At 72.3% G+C, this 17,516-nt stretch carries 14 protein-coding genes and 1 pseudogene; 11 read left to right on the top strand and 4 right to left on the bottom strand.

The window, feature by feature from the left end:
• The first annotated feature begins 51 nt into the window (after positions 1 to 51).
• The 5 genes from leuA (at position 52) to EJC51_RS16595 (ending at position 6,941) form a co-directional block, all read left to right on the top strand.
• On the top strand, positions 52 to 1,773 hold the full coding sequence (gene leuA / locus EJC51_RS16615) for a 2-isopropylmalate synthase (RefSeq protein WP_126271803.1): 1,722 nt from the start codon (positions 52 to 54) through the stop codon (positions 1,771 to 1,773).
• A 254-nt stretch (positions 1,774 to 2,027) separates the two neighbouring features.
• The gene (locus tag EJC51_RS16610) at positions 2,028 to 2,723 is read left to right on the top strand and encodes a TerB family tellurite resistance protein (RefSeq protein ID WP_126271802.1); all 696 of its coding nucleotides are present in this window, start codon (positions 2,028 to 2,030) and stop codon (positions 2,721 to 2,723) included.
• Positions 2,724 to 2,869: 146 nt separating this feature from the next.
• Positions 2,870 to 4,960 carry an MMPL family transporter gene (locus EJC51_RS16605; protein ID WP_126271801.1) on the top strand — a complete coding sequence of 697 codons (2,091 nt, stop codon included), beginning with the start codon at positions 2,870 to 2,872 and terminating at the stop codon, positions 4,958 to 4,960.
• Between the two features lie 62 nt (positions 4,961 to 5,022).
• Positions 5,023 to 6,276 carry a sensor histidine kinase gene (locus tag EJC51_RS16600; protein WP_244362665.1) on the top strand — a complete coding sequence of 418 codons (1,254 nt, stop codon included), beginning with the start codon at positions 5,023 to 5,025 and terminating at the stop codon, positions 6,274 to 6,276.
• Positions 6,273 to 6,941: a response regulator gene (locus EJC51_RS16595; RefSeq protein ID WP_126271799.1), complete on the top strand. Its 669-nt coding sequence runs from the start codon at positions 6,273 to 6,275 to the stop codon at positions 6,939 to 6,941. The genes EJC51_RS16600 and EJC51_RS16595 overlap by 4 nt, the downstream gene beginning before the upstream one ends.
• 5 nt (positions 6,942 to 6,946) lie before the next feature.
• Here the strand turns inward: EJC51_RS16595 and EJC51_RS16590 are convergent.
• Positions 6,947 to 7,882, bottom strand: a pseudogene (locus EJC51_RS16590) (dihydrodipicolinate synthase family protein).
• A 21-nt stretch (positions 7,883 to 7,903) separates the two neighbouring features.
• Complete coding sequence (locus EJC51_RS16585; protein ID WP_126271798.1) at positions 7,904 to 8,329, bottom strand: ester cyclase; 426 nt, start codon at positions 8,327 to 8,329, stop codon at positions 7,904 to 7,906.
• Positions 8,330 to 8,435: 106 nt separating this feature from the next.
• On the opposite strand from EJC51_RS16585, the gene EJC51_RS16580 reads away from it, so the two are divergent.
• Positions 8,436 to 9,119 carry a TetR/AcrR family transcriptional regulator gene (locus EJC51_RS16580; protein ID WP_244362663.1) on the top strand — a complete coding sequence of 228 codons (684 nt, stop codon included), beginning with the start codon at positions 8,436 to 8,438 and terminating at the stop codon, positions 9,117 to 9,119.
• Positions 9,106 to 9,549 carry a protein-tyrosine phosphatase family protein gene (locus EJC51_RS16575; protein ID WP_126271797.1) on the top strand — a complete coding sequence of 148 codons (444 nt, stop codon included), beginning with the start codon at positions 9,106 to 9,108 and terminating at the stop codon, positions 9,547 to 9,549. Before EJC51_RS16580 ends, EJC51_RS16575 begins: the two co-directional genes overlap by 14 nt.
• Here the strand turns inward: EJC51_RS16575 and bla are convergent.
• Complete coding sequence (gene bla, locus EJC51_RS16570) at positions 9,533 to 10,387, bottom strand: class A beta-lactamase (protein ID WP_244362661.1); 855 nt, start codon at positions 10,385 to 10,387, stop codon at positions 9,533 to 9,535. The genes EJC51_RS16575 and bla overlap by 17 nt on opposite strands.
• 156 nt (positions 10,388 to 10,543) lie before the next feature.
• On the opposite strand from bla, the gene EJC51_RS16565 reads away from it, so the two are divergent.
• Entirely contained in the window at positions 10,544 to 11,677 is a 1,134-nt protein-coding gene (locus tag EJC51_RS16565; RefSeq protein WP_399581451.1) for an abortive phage infection protein, read from the top strand.
• On the opposite strand, the gene EJC51_RS16560 is transcribed toward EJC51_RS16565, so the two are convergent.
• Complete coding sequence (locus tag EJC51_RS16560; protein ID WP_126271794.1) at positions 11,665 to 13,146, bottom strand: alpha/beta hydrolase; 1,482 nt, start codon at positions 13,144 to 13,146, stop codon at positions 11,665 to 11,667. The two genes, EJC51_RS16565 and EJC51_RS16560, sit on opposite strands and share 13 nt — an antisense overlap.
• 142 nt (positions 13,147 to 13,288) lie before the next feature.
• Here EJC51_RS16560 and EJC51_RS16555 point away from each other — a divergent pair, with 142 nt between their 5' ends.
• From EJC51_RS16555 to recO, 3 genes are all read left to right on the top strand, one after another.
• Positions 13,289 to 15,889, top strand: coding sequence for a DUF6185 family protein (locus EJC51_RS16555; RefSeq protein ID WP_126271793.1), 2,601 nt, complete (start codon positions 13,289 to 13,291; stop codon positions 15,887 to 15,889).
• A gap of 226 nt (positions 15,890 to 16,115) precedes the next feature.
• Positions 16,116 to 16,331: a hypothetical protein gene (locus EJC51_RS16550; RefSeq protein ID WP_126271792.1), complete on the top strand. Its 216-nt coding sequence runs from the start codon at positions 16,116 to 16,118 to the stop codon at positions 16,329 to 16,331.
• Positions 16,332 to 16,750: 419 nt separating this feature from the next.
• Complete coding sequence (gene recO / locus EJC51_RS16540; RefSeq protein ID WP_059191671.1) at positions 16,751 to 17,497, top strand: DNA repair protein RecO; 747 nt, start codon at positions 16,751 to 16,753, stop codon at positions 17,495 to 17,497.
• Positions 17,498 to 17,516 lie beyond the last annotated feature (19 nt).

Below are 17,516 nucleotides of genomic sequence, written 5' to 3'. Positions count from 1 at the left end.
GCGTTGCGTCGTCGGCCGTCCTTCCGGACACCCTGAGGAGCCCGAGTCATCATGGCGAACCGCCAGCAGCCCAGCAGCATGCCGATCCACAAGTACGGCCAGTACGACCAGGTCGACATCCCGGACCGCACCTGGCCGGACAACCGGATCACCGTCGCCCCCCGCTGGCTCTCCACCGACCTGCGTGACGGCAACCAGGCCCTGATCGACCCCATGTCGCCCGAGCGCAAGCGCCGGATGTTCGACCAGCTGGTCAAGATGGGCTACAAGGAGATCGAGGTCGGCTTCCCGGCCTCCGGCCAGACGGACTTCGACTTCGTACGCTCGATCATCGAGGAGCCCGGGGCGATCCCGGACGACGTCACCATCTCCGTGCTGACCCAGGCCCGCGAGGACCTGATCGAGCGGACCGTGGAGTCCCTGAAGGGCGCCAAGCGCGCGACCGTCCACCTGTACAACGCGACGGCTCCCGTCTTCCGCCGGGTCGTCTTCCGCGGCTCCAAGGACGACATCAAGCAGATCGCCGTCGACGGCACCCGCCTGGTCATGGAGTACGCCGAGAAGCTGCTGGGCCCCGAGACCGAGTTCGGCTACCAGTACAGCCCCGAGATCTTCACCGACACCGAGCTGGACTTCGCCCTGGAGGTCTGCGAGGCGGTCATGGACGTCTACCAGCCGGGCCCGGGCCGCGAGATCATCCTCAACCTGCCCGCCACGGTGGAGCGTTCGACGCCGTCCACGCACGCGGACCGCTTCGAGTGGATGCACCGCAACCTGTCCCGCCGCGAGTACGTCTGCATCTCCGTCCACCCGCACAACGACCGCGGTACGGCCGTCGCCGCCGCCGAGCTGGCGCTGATGGCCGGCGCCGACCGCGTCGAGGGCTGTCTGTTCGGGCAGGGCGAGCGCACCGGCAACGTCGACCTGGTCACCCTGGGCATGAACCTGTTCTCCCAGGGCGTCGACCCCCAGATCGACTTCTCCGACATCGACGAGATCCGTCGCGTGTGGGAGTACTGCAACCAGATGGAGGTCCACCCGCGCCACCCGTACGTGGGCGACCTGGTCTACACGTCCTTCTCCGGCTCCCACCAGGACGCCATCAAGAAGGGCTTCGACGCGATGGAGGCCGACGCGGCCGCCAAGGGCGTCACCGTCGACGACATCGAGTGGGCGGTGCCGTACCTGCCCATCGACCCCAAGGACGTCGGCCGCTCCTACGAGGCGGTCATCCGGGTCAACTCGCAGTCCGGCAAGGGCGGTATCGCGTACGTCCTGAAGAACGACCACAAGCTGGACCTGCCGCGCCGGATGCAGATCGAGTTCTCGAAGATCATCCAGGCCAAGACGGACGCCGAGGGCGGCGAGGTCACGGGCTCGGACATCTGGGCGACCTTCCAGGACGAGTACCTGCCGAACCCCGAGAACCCGTGGGGCCGTATCCAGGTCAAGAACGGGCAGTCGACGACCGACACGGACGGTGTGGACACGCTGAAGGTGGAGGCCACGGTGGATGGTGTCGACACCGTCCTGACCGGTACCGGCAACGGTCCGATCTCGGCCTTCTTCGACGCGCTGGCCAAGGTCGACATCGACGCGCGGCTGCTGGACTACCAGGAGCACACGATGAGTGAGGGTGCGTCCGCGCAGGCCGCGTCGTACATCGAATGTGCGATCGACGGCAAGGTTCTGTGGGGGATCGGGATCGATGCGAACACGACACGTGCGTCGCTGAAGGCGGTTGTGTCCGCTGTTAACAGGGCTGCGCGCTGATCGTGGGTTGATGGTCGGGTGCGGCGCCGTCGTGGCTGGTCGCGCAGTTCCCCGCGCCCCTAGGGCATCTCCCCGACCGACGTTTTCCAGGGCCCCGTCCGCTGTCGTCCAGCGGGCGGGGTCCGTTTGTTTCCGGCCATCTCGTCGTAGAGGTCACGGAAAGGTCTCGTCCAGGGTGCTGACTGGGGGTCTCCGATGTGGCTAACATCACGCCAGCGCGGCGATGTTGCCGTGCGGTTACGCGGAGGTGTGACGTGCTGCCAGGACGGGGACGAAACGACCGTGTCGTCAGGCCTGCGCGCATGCTGGGCACGCGTACCGCATGGACGCCCGTGGGCGACGGGGAGTTCTTCTGCCCCGGCTGCGGCGGGGACCGCAACTACCAGCGGCTGACCGGCCGCCGCCGCTTCACCCTCCTCGGCGTCCCGGTGCTGCCGCGGGGTGAGACCGGGCCGGTCGTCGAATGCGCCGCCTGCTGTCGCCACTTCGGGACCGACGTCCTCGACCATCCGACCACCACCCGCTTCTCCGCGATGCTCCGCGACGCCGTCCACACCGTCGCCCTCGCGGTCCTCGCCGCGGGCGGCACCTGTTCGCGTACGGCGCTGGAGGCGGCCGCCGCCACGGTCCGCGCCGCCGGATTCGACGACTGCACGGAGGACCAGCTCAGCGCGCTGGTGCAGGCGCTGGCCGCCGACACCGGGCGGGTCTTCGGCGAGCCCTGCGGGGCGGGGCTGGCGATAGAGCTGCACGAGGCGCTGGATCCGCTGGCGCCGCATCTGGCACCGGCCGGGCGGGAGTCGATCCTGCTCCAGGGCGCCCGGATCGCGCTGGCCGACGGGCCCTACACCCCCGCCGAGCGCGATGCGCTGGCCACGGTCGGCGGCGCCCTCACCATCTGCGCCGACGACGTCACGCGGCTGCTGGCGGCGGCGCGGACACCGTCGTAGGACCGTCGGTACTCCCCAGGGAGTAACCGGGGCCCGGTACCGCCCTCCGTAGTAACCCCCAACTCGCCCTTCCGCGCGACGATTCGAGCTCCCCGCGCCGGGAGTCTGGACACGACCCAGACATCCGACCGGAGGGAGGCCCGTCGATGGGGGCCGCAAGGACGACTTCCGCACGACGGCGGCGTGCCGTGCCCTGGGTGATGCTCGGGCTGTGGATCGCCGTGCTGGCGATCGCCTCGCCGTTCGCCTCGAAGCTCGCCGACGTCCAGCACGACCGGGCCGTCGACTACCTGCCCGGCAGCGCCGACTCGACGCAGGTCGCCAGGATCCAGGACCGGCTGCCCGGTGGCGAGGCCACCGAGATGGTCGTCGTCTACCACCGCGACAGCGGACTGACCGCGGCCGACAAGGCGACCGCCGCCCGGCAGATCGAGCGGATCGCCGGCGCGCACCAGCTCACCGACCGGCCGCGGGGCGTCCCGTCCGAGGACGGCACCACCCTGATGTACCCGGTGGCGAGCACCGAGCCGGGCACCGACGAGAAGGCGCGCGACGCGCTCGTCAACGACGTACGGGACATCGCGCACGACGACGGCGGGATGAGCGTCGACGTGGGCGGCCCCGGGGCGCTCCAGACCGACGCCGCCGAGGTGTACAACGCGCTCGGCGGGCCGCTGCTCTACACCACGGCCGGGGTCGTCGCGCTGCTGCTGATCCTGATCTACCGCAGCCCGGTCCTGTGGCTGGTGCCGCTCGCCGTCGCCGGGCTCGCCGACTACCTGTCGATGGGCGTGGCGTACGGCGTCAACCAGGCGTTCGGCACCGCTGTGACCGGCGCCAGCTCCGGCATCATGACGATCCTCGTGTTCGGCGCGGGCACCGACTACGCGCTGCTGCTCGTCTCCCGGTACCGCGAGGAGCTGCGGCGCTTCGAGCGGCCGTACGACGCGATGGCCGCCGCGCTCAGGGGCTGCGGCCCCGCGGTGCTGGCGTCCTCCGGCACGGTCGCGGCCGGCCTGCTCTGCCTGCTCGCCGCCGACCTCAACTCCAGCCGCGGCATGGGCCCGCTCGGCACGGTCGGCATCCTGTGCGCGCTGGCCGCCATGCTGACCCTGCTGCCCGCGGTGCTCGTCCTGCTCGGCCGCCGCGTCTTCTGGCCGCTCGTGCCGCGCTACGGCAGCACCCCCAAGGCCCGCCGGTCCCTGTTCGCGGCGATGGGCAGCTCCGCCGAGCGACGCCCCCTGGCGGTGCTCGCCTCCGGCGCGGTCCTGCTCGGCGCGCTGGCGCTCGGGGTGCTGAACCTGCCCGGCGCCCTCAAGCAGGAGGACTCCTTCACCACCAAGCCCGACGCGGTCGCCGCCATGGAAACCCTGGCCGAGGCCTACCCCGAGCAGGGCACCCAGCCGCTCACCGTCCTCGCCCCCGCCGACAAGGCCGACGCCGTGCTCGGCGAGGTCCGCGGCACCCGGGGTGTCGCCTCGGCGGAGCGCGGGCGCAGCGGGGACGGCTGGACGGAGATCTCGGTCGCCACGACCTCCGCACCCCAGTCGGCGGGCGAGACGGCGACCATCGAGGCCCTGCGCGACCGCCTCGACGACTCGCTGGTCGGCGGGGCCAGCGCCCAGCAGCTCGACCTCGCCGACACCAACGCCCGCGACCGCATGATCGTCGTACCGCTCGTCCTCGTCTCCGTCCTGCTGATCCTGGTCGCGCTGCTGCGGTCGGTGGTCGCGCCGCTGATCCTGGTCGGCGCGGTGGTCGCCGTGTGGGGCGCGGCGCTCGGCATCGGCGGGCTGGTCTTCGGGCCGGTGTTCGGCTTCGAGGGCACGGACCCGGGGCTCGGCCTGCTGTCCTTCGTCTTCCTGGTGGCGCTCGGCGTCGACTACGGCATCTTCCTGATGCACCGGATGCGCGAGGAGTCGCTGAAGGGCACCGAACCGGTGGCGGCGGCGCTGACCGCGCTGCGGACGACCGGTGGCGTCATCGCCTCCGCCGGCCTGGTCCTCGCCGCGACCTTCGCGGTGCTCACCAACATGCCGCTGGTCAGCCTCGTCGAGCTCGGCTTCGTCATCGCCGTCGGCGTCCTGCTCGACACCTTCCTGGTCCGCACCTACCTCGTGACCAGCGCCGCCGTCGCGCTGCGCCGCACGGTGTGGTGGCCGGGCGCCCTGTCCCGCGACCCCGGGCCGCCGGCCCCGCCGAAGGAGCCGGAGCCCGTGGCGGCGGTGACGCACTGAACGGAACCGACCGGCGCCCCTCCTCTCCCGGAGGGGCGCCGTCCCGTCGGAGGATGACCCCCATGCACCTCACCACGACCCCGGTGCGGCCCCGCCTCGGCGAACGCGTCACGGCGGCGCTCACCCGCGACCCCAGGACCGCGCCGCACGCCACCCGCAACGACGCGGTGCTGGCGGCCGTGCTCGCCGCCGTCGCCGCGGTCCTCGCGGCCTTCACCGACACCCTCCGCCACCCCGACGCGCTGGGCTGGACGCTGCTGCTCGCCGCCCATGTGCCCCTGGTGTGGCGCAGGCGGCGGCCGCTGCTGGTGCTCGCCGCGGTGGTGGTGCTCGTCATCCCGTACCACGCCCTCGACAACAACCACGGCGCGCCCGTCCCCGCCTCGCTCGTCGCGCTCTACACGGTCACCGTCACCCAGCGCCCGGCCCGCTCGATCCTGGTCGGCGCCGCGGGCCTCGCCCTCTCCCTGACCGTGATGCTCACCTTCGGCGACCACAAACAGGCCTCCGACCTGGTGCGCATCTACGGCTGGGTGCTGGCCGTCCTCTTCATCGGCATCGACGTCCGCTACTACCGCCAGTACGTCGCCTCCCTCGTCGAACGCGCCGAACGGGCCGAACGCACCCGCGAGGAGGAGGCGCGGCGCCGGGTCGCGGAGGAGCGCCTGCGGATCGCCCGCGACCTGCACGACCTCCTCGCCCACACCATCACCCTCATCGGCGTCCAGACCTCGGTGGCCGCGCACGTCCTGGCGGCCGACCCCGAGCGCCTGGACCGGGAGACGATTGCCAAGGCCCTCAACGACATCGCCGACACCTGCCGCACGGCCCGCGGCGAGCTGCGGACGACGCTCGAGGTGCTGCGCGAACAGGGCGCCGCGGCCAAGGAGGCGCGCGGCCCGCTGCCCGGCCTCGACGGCGTCCCCGACCTGGTGGAGGCGGCCCGGCTGGCGGGAGCGCGGGTCACCCAGACGGTACGGACCGGCGAGACGACACCGCCCGCCGTGGGGGCCGCGGCCTACCGCATCGTCCAGGAGGCCCTGACGAACGCGGTACGGCACGCGGGGGCGGAGCCGGTGGTACGGGTCGAGGTGTACGAGGAGCAGGGCGCCCTGCGGCTGGCGGTCACGGACGACGGGGCGGGGGAGGCGGGTGCCGGTGGTTCTTCTTCCGGTGACGGCGGATTCGGGCTGGTCGGGATGCGGGAGAGGGCCCGCAGCGTGGGTGGCACACTCGACGCGGGGCCGCGGGCCGGGGGCGGTTTCGAGGTGACGGCGGTGCTGCCGCTCAGGGGTGCTCTGGAGGGGGCCGGATGACGATCCGCGTACTGCTTGCGGACGACCAGACGCTCGTACGGGCCGCGTTCGCGATGCTCGTCGAGTCGGCGGGGGACATGGAGGTCGTGGGTGAGGCCGGCACCGGCCGGGAGGCGGTGGAACTGGCCCGGGGCGCGGATGCCGACCTGATCGTGATGGACATCCGGATGCCGGACCTCGACGGCATCGAGGCGACCCGGCTGATCGCGGCGGACCCCGACCTGGCCGGGGTGAAGGTGCTGGTCCTCACGACGTACGACACGGACGAGAACATCGTGGAGGCGCTGCGGGCGGGGGCGTCCGGGTTCCTGGTGAAGGACACGAGGCCGGCGGAGATGCTGGAGGCGATCCGGACGGTGGCGGCGGGGGAGTCGCTGCTGTCACCGGGGCCGACGGCGCGGTTGATCGCGCGCTTGCTGAGCAGCCCGACGGCGACCACTCCGGTGGCGGGTGGGCCGGAGTGCCTGTCCGAGCGGGAGCGGGAGGTGCTGACGCTGGTGGGGCGGGGGTTCAACAACGCGGAGATCGGCGAGGTGCTGGGGCTGAGCCCGTTGACCGCGAAGACCCATGTCAGCCGGATCATGGGGAAGTTGGGGGCGCGGGACCGGGCGCAGTTGGTGATCGTGGCGTACGAGTCCGGGATGGTGACCCCCGGGGGTGTGTAGGCGGCCTACAGCAGCCCCGCCCCCGCCAGGAACTTCCCCACCTCCGCGACCTCCGCCTCCGACAACCCCACCTGCGGCTCGGCCGTCGCGGGGCAGGCGATGACCCCGCGGAGGTACAGCGCGGCCTTGAACGCCCCCAGGGCCGCCGAGGATTCCCCCATCCGCCCGCGGTCCCCGGCCCGCACCATCCCGAACAGGCCGCACAGGCGTTCCTATTCGGCGCGGGCCGCGGCCCAGTCCCCGGCGCGGCACAGCTGGTACAGGCGGACGTAACCCTCGGGGTCCACGTTCGCCAGGCCCGGTACCGCGCCGTGCGCCCCCGCCGCCAGTGCCGAGTCGACGAACAGTTCGGAGCCCGTGAGGGCCGCGAAGTCGACGAGGTCGGAGTGGCCGCGCAGGCCCCGCAGGATCTCGCGGAAGCCCGCCAGGTCGCCGCTGGAGTCCTTCAGGCCCGCCAGGACGCCCTCCGCCGCCAGCTCCAGCACCACCTCCGCCGGGAGTTTCGTGTGGACGCCGCTCGGGAGGTCGTAGGCGATGACCGGGAGGTCGGTCGACGCGGCGAGGAGGCGGTAGTGGCGGGCGATCTCCGCCGGGTGGGTGCGGGTGTAGAACGGTGCCGTCGCCACGACCGCGTCCGCGCCCGCCGCCGTCACCGCCCGGACCTGCTCCCGCACTCGCGGCGTCGTCATGTCGATGACCCCGGCCAGCACCGGCAGCCGCCCGCCCACATGACCCGTCACCGCCCGCACCACCGACTCCCGCTGCCCGTCCGTGAGGTACGCCGCCTCCGACGACGTACCGAGCACGAACAGGCCGTGCACCCCCGCCTCCAGCAGGTGGTCGACCAGGCGGAGCAGCGAGGGGACGTCCACCTCGCCGTCCGGCGTCAGCGGGGTGCACACGGGTGGTACGACGCCGGTCAGCGGGGCGGGGACGGTCATCGAGGCTCCCTTTCGTCGGTCCTACGCGGGCGGCGCGGTCAGCTGGGCCGCGATCGCCGCGCCGTCCAGCCACACGTTCTCGCGGGAGATCTTCCCCTCCTTGAACTCGAAGACATGCAGCATCCGGAAGGTGATCCGGCGGTTGTTGCCCGGGATGCCCATGAACCGGCCGGTGACCACGGCGGTGATGAAGTCCTCGGTGATCGCCGCGTCGTCGGCGTAGTACGTGTGGGTGCGCTCCGCCTTCTCCACGCGGAGGTCCTTCACCAGCTGGTGGTAGCGGTCCAGTGCGGCGTCGACGCCGTGGATCGGGTCGCCCGGGAAGCCGACGACGTCGTGCTCGACGTCCTCGGTGTAGACGGAGACCGCGCGCTGCGGGTCGCCGTGCTCCTCGGCCAGCATGTGCGTCCCGATCAGTACTTCCATTTCGGCGGGTGTGGTGCCCATGGGGCACCCCCTCTCGCTCATGCCGCGGCCCTCGTGGCCACGGCCCCCGTTGATGAGACAGTGCTACCGTAATGAGAAGAGTTTCTCACTACAAGAGGGGATTCGCATGACGGAGGGGCGCACCGGAAGCGCGACCGGCGCGACCGGAGGGCTTGCGCGCGGTGGGGTGTCCGAAGGGCGGCGCAATCAGAAGCTGCGTACGCGCCGGGCGCTCGTCGACGCCGCCGTCACCCTGGTCCGCGAGGGCAGGCCGGTCACCATCGCCGACGCCGCCGAGGTCGCGCAGGTGTCCGTCGCCACCGCCTACCGGTACTTCTCGCACCCGCGTGACCTGCTGCGCGAGACCCAGAGCACGGCCCTCGGCTTCGAGGCCCTCGCCGATCTGCCGGACGATCCCGCCGAACGGGTCGACCAGCTCGTCTCCCGCGTCGCCGACCTCCAGCTCGGCGACGAGGCGGTGTGGCGAGCCGTGCTGCGCTCCTCCCTGGAGCGCTGGACCCCGTCCGACGCCGGTGCGCCCGAGGACGCCGACGACAGCGTCCCCATCCGCAACCGGTTCCGCCTCGACCTCTCCCGCACCGCCCTCGAACCCCTCGCCGGCACCCTCCCGCCCGACCTCCACCGCCGCCTCCTCATGGCCGTCACCCTCGTCTACGGCGTCGAGGCGCTCATCACCACCCGTGATGTCTGCGAACTCGACCCCGCGGAGGCCAAGGACGTGATGCGCTGGGCGGCGGGCGCGCTGCTGGAGGCGGCGCTGCGGGAGGCGGAGGGCGATGACCGAGGCTGAGTGGGGTCGGGACGACACCGGTGTGCTGCGGCTGCCGTCGGGGCGGCTGGTGCGTGGCCGGGGACTGCGGCGCCCCCTCCCGCCGGGGGCGCCGGCCCCCTCGTACGGCCTCTACCTCCTCGGTCACCGGCCCCCGGCCGTCTCCTGGGAGTCACGCTGGCTGCGCTGGCCCGACTTCCGGCTGCCCGCCGATCACGCGGACGCCCGCGACGCGCTCACCGAGGTGTGGGAGCGGGCCGCGGGCGAGCGCGTCGAGGTCGCCTGCGGAGGCGGACGCGGGCGTACGGGGACGGCGCTGGCGTGCCTGGCCGTCCTCGACGGCGTACCGCCGGGGGACGCCGTCGCGTACGTCCGCGCGCACTACCACCGGGGTGCGGTGGAGACGCCGTGGCAGCGGCGCTATGTGCGGCGGTTCACGCCCTCGCGGTGAGGGTGTGCGCCAGCAGGGCCGCCGTGTCGCGGATCAGTACGTCGTCCCGGGCGGCGTCCTGCGCGGGCAGCGTCGACAGGACGGCCAGCAGGAGCGGGGTGCCGTCCTCGGTCCAGGCGATGCCGACGTTGTTGTTGGTGCCGTAGGAACCGCCGCCCGTCTTGTCGGCGACCGTCCAGGCCGGCGGCAGACCGGCGCGCAGGCGGGTGCCGCTCGTGGTGTTGTTCCGCAGCCAGTGCGTGAGCAGGGCGCGGTCGGGGCCGTCGAGGGCGTCACCGAGGACCAGCCGGCCGTAGGTCCGGCCGATCGCGTACGGGCTCGTCGTGTCCGTGATCCGCCATGGCTCGGCCGAGTTGAGCTCCGTCTCCCAGCGGTCCAGGCGGGTCACCCGGTCGCCTAGGGAGCGGGCGAAGCGGGTGATGGCGGTGGGGCCGCCGAGTTCGCGCAGCAGGAGGTTGCCGGCGCCGTTGTCGCTGAAGGTGATGGCCACCTCGGCGAGTTCGGCGACCGTCATGCCGTCGGCGAGGTGCTCCCGCGTCTTGTCGGAGCCCTCCTTCGGCAGGTCGGCGTCGGTGTAGTGGATACGGCGGGACAGGAACTCGCCGTCGCGGTCGAGGTCGCGCAGCACGGCGGCGGACGCGAGCGTCTTGAACAGCGAGCACATCGGGAAGAGTTCGCCGGCGCGGTACCGCACGGTCCGGCCGGTGACGATGTTCCGGGCGAACACACCGAGCCGGGCCCCGTGCCGAGCCTCCAGCTCACGCAGGCCCTCGGGGGCGGAGGCGTGTGCGGGTGCGCTCGTCAGGAGGGCGGCGGTGGTGGCGGTGGCGGCGGTCAAGAGGGTTCGGCGGGCTAAGATCGCGCTCTCCTTCGGTCGGTGGACGTGAACGATCTCTTCAGTGATCGACGCCGTACGTCATTCCTTGGTTGCGGGCTCGTAGACCATCGGCGGACGGCGGTGCGGGCGTGGGCCCGCCACAGTGGCCGTATGGAGATGACCAGGAAGACCGAGGGGATCAGCCGGGCACGGTTTCTGGCGGGGGCGGCGGCGATCGGGGTGGCGCTGCCCTCGGGGGCCGCCGCGGCGGTCGACAGGGGACGAGCCCGCGAGGGACTGGCCCGTCGCGGTGTCGTCTACACCGTCGGCGCGGGGGAGACGCCGGCCACCGCCTGGAGCACCGCCCGGATGCGGCGTGACCTCCGCGCCGTCCGCGACGACCTGCACGCGAACACCGTCGACGTCACCGGCGACGGCGTCGAACGCCTCACCTCGACCGCCGCCGAGGCCGCCGAACTCGGTCTGCACGTCTGGCTCCAGCCGACCCTCGGCGACGTCCCGGAGCGGGACATCCTCGAACACCTCGCGGAGACGGGCCGGTTCGCGGAGCGGCTGCGGCGGCAGGGGGCGAGCGTCGACTTCAGCGTGGGCTGCGAGTTCTGGCTGTTCGTGCCCGGGATCATCCCCGGGGACGACGTGTTCGAGCGCATCGCCCACCTCCAGAGCGGGAACCTCGACCTGGCCGCGATGCGGCGCCGGCTCGCCCGCTTCACCGCGAAGGCGGCGCGGCTCGGCCGCAGGGTCTTCCACGGCCGCCTCAGCTACGCCTCCGCCCCGGAGGTCGACCAGGTCGACTGGGACCTCTTCGACATCGTCGGCGTCGACTACTACTCGTACTTCCCCCGACGCTCCGGCTACGTAAGGGAGTTGAGGCATTACCTGCGCCATGGCAAGCCCCTCGCCATCACCGAGTTCGGCACCTGCGCCTACCGCGGCGCTCCCGAGACGGGCGGCATGGGCTGGGACATCGTCGACCACCGCAAGACGCCGGAGGAGATCAAGGACCCGATCCCGGTCCGCAGTGAGCGCACCCAAGCCGCTTACCTCGTCGACCTGTTGGACGTCTTCGAGTCGATGAACCTCTACGCGGCGATGGTCTTCGAGTTCCTCACCGCGGACGCCCCGCACCGCCCCGGCGACCCGCGCCACGACCTCGATTTGGCGAGCTACGGCATCGCCAAGGCGATCCAGGACCGCCCCGGCGATCCGGACTCGCCCTGGCACTGGGAGCCGAAGGCGGCGTTCCATGCCGTGGCCCGGGCCTACGGGAAGGCGGGTCAGCGGCAGTAGAGGTCGGCGGCGGGGCGCTTGCCCGTGGCCAGGAAGCGGGTCACCGCCGCGTCCCCGCAGGCGTTGCCGTTGTCGAGGTAGGCGTCATGGCCCGTGGAGTTCACGGTCACCATGACCGCCCGCCGTCCGAGCGCCTCACGGAGCTTCAGGGCGCCGCCCACGGGGGTGGCGACGTCCCGTTCGTTCTGCACGAGGAGGACGGTGGAGGGGCCGCGGTCGGTGATCACCGTCGGCGGCTCCTCAGGCGGGTAGGGCCAGGCCGCGCAGACCATCGCGTTGCGGGGCATGCCGGCGGTGAGCGGGAACTTGGCCCGGCTCTCCTCGACTCCCTTGCGGTACACGGCCGTTGAGGTCGGCCAGGCCACGTCGTTGCAGAGCGTCCCGGCGCCCACGGCGGAGACGTTCTGGAGGACGGCGTCGGGCGGCGAGGCCGGTGCGGGCGGCACCGTGCCCTTCTCGGCGGCCAGCATCAGCTGCGCGAGCGCGGGGAAGTCGTCGGGGTCGTAGAGGCTGCTCAGCATGGCCTGGCGCAGCATGTTGCCGTTCAGCTCGGCCGGGTTGGCGCCGGGCCACGGGAGGGGCTCGCGGTCCAGGCGCGCCGCGAGCGCCAGGAACCGGGGGCGCACCTCGGCGGCCGTCGCGGCGACGCGGTACGGATTGCCGGGCGCGGCAGCCCACTCGGCGAACTCGGGGAAGGTGTCCTCGACGCCCTGCTCGTGCCCGGCGAGCCAGGCGCGGGCGACCCGGGTGGGATCGGGGTCGTCGTTGCTGTCCAGCACGAACCGGTCGGTGCGGCCCGGGAACATCTCGGCGTAGACGGCGCCCACGTACGTCCCGTACGACACTCCCCACGCGGAGATCCGCCGCTCGCCCAACGCGGCCCGCAGCCGGTCCAGGTCGCGGGCCTCGTTGCGGGTGCTGAGGTGCCGGAGCAGCTCACCGCCGTTGCGCTCGCAGGCCTCGGCCATCCGCCGGGCGGTGGCCATGTTCGCGTCGACGGACCCGTCCGCGGCGGGCCAGGGCCGTGACGCGGTCAGCGAGAGGTCGCGGCGCTCCAGTCCACAGTCGACGGACGTGGAGGGCGCCAGCCCACGCGGCGCGAACCCGATCAGGTCGTAGGCGTCGCGCACCTCCTGCGGCAGCTTCCGCCCTTTCCCGGAAGGGTCGTCGAGGCTCGACCCACCGGGCCCGCCGGGGATCAGGAACAGTGCCCCGCGCCGGGCGGCGGGCTTCTCGCTCACGATCCGCGAGACGGCGATCCCGATGCTCGGACCACCGGGATCGGCGTAGTCCATGGGCACGTCGAGCACGGCACACTGCTGCCGCGGATCGACCCCGCCACCCGCACACTTCCCCCATTTCAGGGCGGGCGCGGCGGGCGCGGCGGACGCGGTGAGGGGCGCGAGAGCCCCGAAGACGATCCCGGAGGCGACGGCGATCCGGAGGAGACTCTTGGTCGGCTGCTTCATGCCGTCGAGCCTTCCGGATCTCCACGCCCGCCCCCATCCGGCCAACTGCCTTGTCCGCGCGGGGGTTTACCCCAGTGATCAGCTACCGGCAGTGCCACCCCCTCGCGTGCGGGTATACATGGGGGCGGGGAGGGGACGGGGGATGCGTAAGTTTCTGCTGCCGGTGTTCGTGCTGGGGCTGATCGTGCTGTTCGTGTCGACCGGGGCCGGGACGGCGTCGGCCGAGGAGGCGGACCGGTGCGAGTCCCGGGCGCTGCGGGACGCCGAGGTCACCAGCTCGGTGCGGATCAAGCACGACGGCGAGGACTACACACGCGCCGAGGCCGACATGGTCGTGGAGGTGCCGAAGTCCTGGCCGCTCTCCGACGATCTGCTGCTCAACGGGGACGCGGCGGCCTACCGGGCAGCGATGCGGTGCCTGGTGCACGACACCTACGACGACTACCCGTACCGCGACACCGAGTGGCGGCCCTGGCCGCCCCGGGTGACGGTCGGCGCGAAGACCATCACGGTGAAGTACCGGGCCGTCAGCTCCGTGGACAGCCTGACCGACCGCTGGTTCGGCCCCTGGCGCATCACACCGGGCAAGCGGTTGTGGACGCTCTCCCTGGAACGCCCGCCGGCGCTCGCGCGGTCCTGGTGGCGGGAGATCTCCGTCGACCTCGGCAACCGCGGCGCGCGGGACATCTGGCCGATGCCCACCAAGGGCTCGGCGAACGAACTGACCTGGACCTGGGCCAAGTCCGACATGCCGATGCCGGCGCTGTGGGTGCGGATGCAGCCGCCGGCCGCCAAGGCACTGACCCTTCGCTGGGAGGAAGGCGCCCCCTGGTATCTGGTGCGGTCGGTCACCTGGGTCTCCTGGGACCTCGTGCTGTTCCCCGTGGCCCTCTTGCTGATACGGCGGCTGTCGCGGTCCCCGGCCCCGACCCTCCAGACTCCCGCTGAGGTGGCCACCCGGCGCAATCTGCTCCTGTGGGTCTGGCTGATGTTCGTCATGTCGCTGCTCTTCGAGCTGGCGGATGATCTGCCCCGGATGTCCACCTGGTGGGACAGCCATCGCGTCGCCTGGAACCTCGCGCTCGGCGCGGGTTTCGGTATCGTGCCGTCCCTGTTCGGCAGGCCCCAGGTCTCCGCCCGGGTGGCCGTCGCGGTGGCCGGCGTGTATCCCGTCGTGGTGGCGGCACGCCCCGGCTGGTTCGGCCTGCCCGGCGACTTCTGGCTCGACCAGATGATCACCGACGAGGTCCTGCGGGCGCAGCGGACGGGCGGGTTCTGGTGGCTCGCCCTCGCCTGCGCCTGTGTGGCCTTCGTCTGGATGGTGGGCGGGGTGTCGGCGCTCCGGCGGATCAGGGCGGGAGCGGACGTCCAGAACGCCGCGACGCCGCCGCGGGGCACCTTCCCCTGGTGGGTCCTGCCGGTCTGCGCGGTCGGCGCGGTGGTCCTGCCCGCCCTGGCCCTGTGGGCCACCCACAACTCCTGGTCCCAGACGACCTGGCTGAGCACCCGGGACGACTTCTGGGAGCTGTGGCGCTTCGTCTACCACTACAACGAACTGGCCTGGTTTCCCTCGTACATGCCCCTCTGGTGGTTCGTGACAGTGTGCTGGTGGTACGGCCTGACCGCGGCGCTCCTCGCGGTCCTCGCCGCCCGCGCGGCCGCTCCCCACGACGAGCCGGTCGCTCCCGAGGGGACGACGCTCCTCGTCCTCGCCCTCTTCTCCTTCCAGTTCGTCTGGCCCGTCCCGGGCTGGTACGTCGGCCTGTGGCTGTCGCCCATCACCGTGCCGGTCACCCTGCTCACCGGCTTTCTGCTGCTCGCCGTCGGCCGGCGCCGTGCCGTGCTGTGGCAGAAGCCGCTGCCGGACAAGCCGGACAAGCTGCTGCGGCACGCGATCCGGGAGTCCGACCGGAGCTGGCTCATCGAGTCCGCCCGCACCTACCGGGACCTCCACTCGCGGCTGCGCCGGCTGGAGCAGGGCGACCCGGAGGGCAGGCGGCAGCAGATGGAACAGGACCTCGACGCCCTGCACCACTGGAACCCGCCCGGCGCCACCGTCCCGTTCGCCGGCGTCCGGCTGCCCGAGTCGGTGGACGTCGTGGAACTCGCCCTCGCCTGGGGGCCGCGCGCGACCTGGTGGCAGAACGCCTGCCGCGCCGCCCTGCTCACCGCGCTGATCGCCGTGCCCGCCAACGCCGTCTCGTTCTGGGCGGACAACATCCGGGGGTCGCTGTGGGACAGCGTGACCAGGGACAGGCTCGGCATCGTCGGCCTCCTCGCCAACGCGGCCAGTCTGGAACTCTGGGCAGCCGCCCTCGGCTTCGTCCTCGGCGCGCTGTGGCGGGTGCTGCCCGGCCGCCGCGGCCCCGCCAAGGCCCTGGGCCTGTTCCTGGTGTACGCCGTACCCGTCGCCGCCCACTGGATCCTCACCCGCGCGACCGGCCAGGCCTTCGGCACCTGGGCCCTCGATCTGGCGCTGACCCTGCTCGTCCTCACCGTGACGGGCGTGGTCATGGACATCGACACGTTCCGTCAGGAGGGCATCTACTGGCCCACCAAGGCGTCCCTGCTGCTGTCGATCTACCAGCTGCGGACGGCCTCGGTGCAACTGGCGTTCCTCGTCGCCCAGGTGGTGGCCCTCGTCGGCGTCTGGCAGCAGCTGAAGGGCAACGACCCCATGATCCTCATCCAGCCGGGCGAGGGCACCGGCAAGTCGGGCGGCCCCGACGCCATGAACCCCTGATCCGCACCAGCGACGCACAGACTCCAGCCGAGTGTAGGGAAAGCGGCTCGTCCCGGTGAGGTGAAGCGTGAAATCCGGGGGAGCCGGGGAGGGACCTGGAGGAACGTCATGCGGCGTGCCGCGTCGGGGAAGTGAGGGAGCCGGTGAAGGAACTGCGGGCGGCGTCGGAGAAGCTCCGGGGCGAACCGGTAGGTGTGGCGCGGGACGCACGCTGTCCGGTGCCGCGATGAGGGTCCCCGTCGGCAGCCACGTCGTGGACACCCGCACCGGACGGCTCGGCATCGTCATGGGACACGAAGGCCCCTACCTCCAGCTCAGACCCTACGGCGGCGGCAAGGAGTGGGACGTCGCCCCCGACGCCGTGCGGTACGCGACCCCCGCCGAGCGGCTCAGCGCGGCGACCGAGTACGCCAACGCCCGCAGCCGGGGTGAGGGGCCGTGACCGCACTGTCGTAGGGTCCGGGTCCCATGGGTCTGTGGAGCATACGGAGCTGGGCGAAGCCCAGGACGGCAAGCCGGTACCCCGTTCCGCTCACCCGCACCAGCTGTGGGCGGTGTCGCTGAGCGCGCCCGTGAGCCGGGACCGGGACGCCTCGCGCGGCACGCTGTACCCGTTCACGCGAATCGACGACGAGCGGGCCGGTGACTGGCTCGCCGGGCAGTGGGGCATCACCACGCGCGACAGGCCGGTGGAGACGACCGGCGCTGGATCTGCCCGCCCCGCAGGCCACCGCCGACGCCCACCTCCGTGCCCTCCTCGACCCCGCCCACCGCGCCAGTCCGTGGAACCATGCCCCCTGGACCAGCACCAGCCACCCCGACCGGGCCCGCTGACCCCTCGACGTACGGGACAATGACCCCATGAGCCTTTTCCGGGACGACGGCATCGTCCTGCGGACGCAGAAGCTCGGAGAAGCGGACCGCATCATCACCCTCCTCACCCGAGGCCACGGGCGCGTGCGGGCCGTCGCGCGCGGCGTGCGGCGGACCAAGTCCAAGTTCGGGGCGCGACTCGAACCCTTCTCCCATGTCGACGTGCAGTTCTTCGCGCGCGGGAGCGAGCTGATCGGGCGCGGGCTGCCGCTGTGCACGCAGAGCGAGACCATCGCCGCCTACGGCAGCGGGATCGTCTCCGACTACGCCCGCTACACCGCAGGCACCGCGATGCTGGAGACCGCCGAGCGGTTCACGGACCATGAGGGCGAGCCCGCCGTACAGCAGTACCTGCTGCTCGTCGGGGCCCTGCGGACCCTCGCCAACGGCGAGCACGCCCCGCATCTCGTCCTCGACGCCTTCCTGCTGCGCTCCCTCGCCGTCAACGGCTACGCCCCCAGCTTCGGCGACTGCGCGAAATGCGGGCTCCCCGGGCCGAACCGGTTCTTCTCCGTCGGCGCCGGAGGCTCCGTCTGCGTGGACTGCCGGGTGCCCGGCAGCGTCGTACCCTCTCCGCAGACCCTGGAACTCCTCGGCGCGCTGCTTACGGGAGACTGGGGGACAGCGGACGCGTGCGAGCCGCGCTACGTCCGGGAGGGCAGCGGACTGGTCTCCGCCTACCTGCACTGGCATCTGGAACGCGGGCTGCGCTCGCTGCGTTACGTAGAGAAGTAAGCCGGAGAGGAACGAAGCA

Origin of the sequence: Streptomyces aquilus (assembly GCF_003955715.1) — a bacterium.
Classification (GTDB): domain Bacteria; phylum Actinomycetota; class Actinomycetes; order Streptomycetales; family Streptomycetaceae; genus Streptomyces; species Streptomyces aquilus.
This window is presented reverse-complemented; position numbering and strand designations above follow the sequence as displayed.

Excerpts from the sequence above, each read along its gene's own strand:
- leuA (WP_126271803.1), top strand. The coding sequence starts at position 52 with ATGGCGAACCGCCAGCAGCCCAGCAGCATGCCGATCCACAAGTACGGC.
- EJC51_RS16605 (WP_126271801.1), top strand. The coding sequence starts at position 2,870 with ATGGGGGCCGCAAGGACGACTTCCGCACGACGGCGGCGTGCCGTGCCC.
- EJC51_RS16600 (WP_244362665.1), top strand. The coding sequence starts at position 5,023 with ATGCACCTCACCACGACCCCGGTGCGGCCCCGCCTCGGCGAACGCGTC.
- EJC51_RS16595 (WP_126271799.1), top strand. The coding sequence starts at position 6,273 with ATGACGATCCGCGTACTGCTTGCGGACGACCAGACGCTCGTACGGGCC.
- EJC51_RS16585 (WP_126271798.1), bottom strand. The coding sequence starts at position 8,329 with ATGGGCACCACACCCGCCGAAATGGAAGTACTGATCGGGACGCACATG.
- EJC51_RS16580 (WP_244362663.1), top strand. The coding sequence starts at position 8,436 with ATGACGGAGGGGCGCACCGGAAGCGCGACCGGCGCGACCGGAGGGCTT.
- EJC51_RS16575 (WP_126271797.1), top strand. The coding sequence starts at position 9,106 with ATGACCGAGGCTGAGTGGGGTCGGGACGACACCGGTGTGCTGCGGCTG.
- EJC51_RS16565 (WP_399581451.1), top strand. The coding sequence starts at position 10,544 with ATGACCAGGAAGACCGAGGGGATCAGCCGGGCACGGTTTCTGGCGGGG.
- EJC51_RS16560 (WP_126271794.1), bottom strand. The coding sequence starts at position 13,146 with ATGAAGCAGCCGACCAAGAGTCTCCTCCGGATCGCCGTCGCCTCCGGG.
- EJC51_RS16555 (WP_126271793.1), top strand. The coding sequence starts at position 13,289 with ATGCGTAAGTTTCTGCTGCCGGTGTTCGTGCTGGGGCTGATCGTGCTG.
- EJC51_RS16550 (WP_126271792.1), top strand. The coding sequence starts at position 16,116 with ATGAGGGTCCCCGTCGGCAGCCACGTCGTGGACACCCGCACCGGACGG.
- recO (WP_059191671.1), top strand. The coding sequence starts at position 16,751 with ATGAGCCTTTTCCGGGACGACGGCATCGTCCTGCGGACGCAGAAGCTC.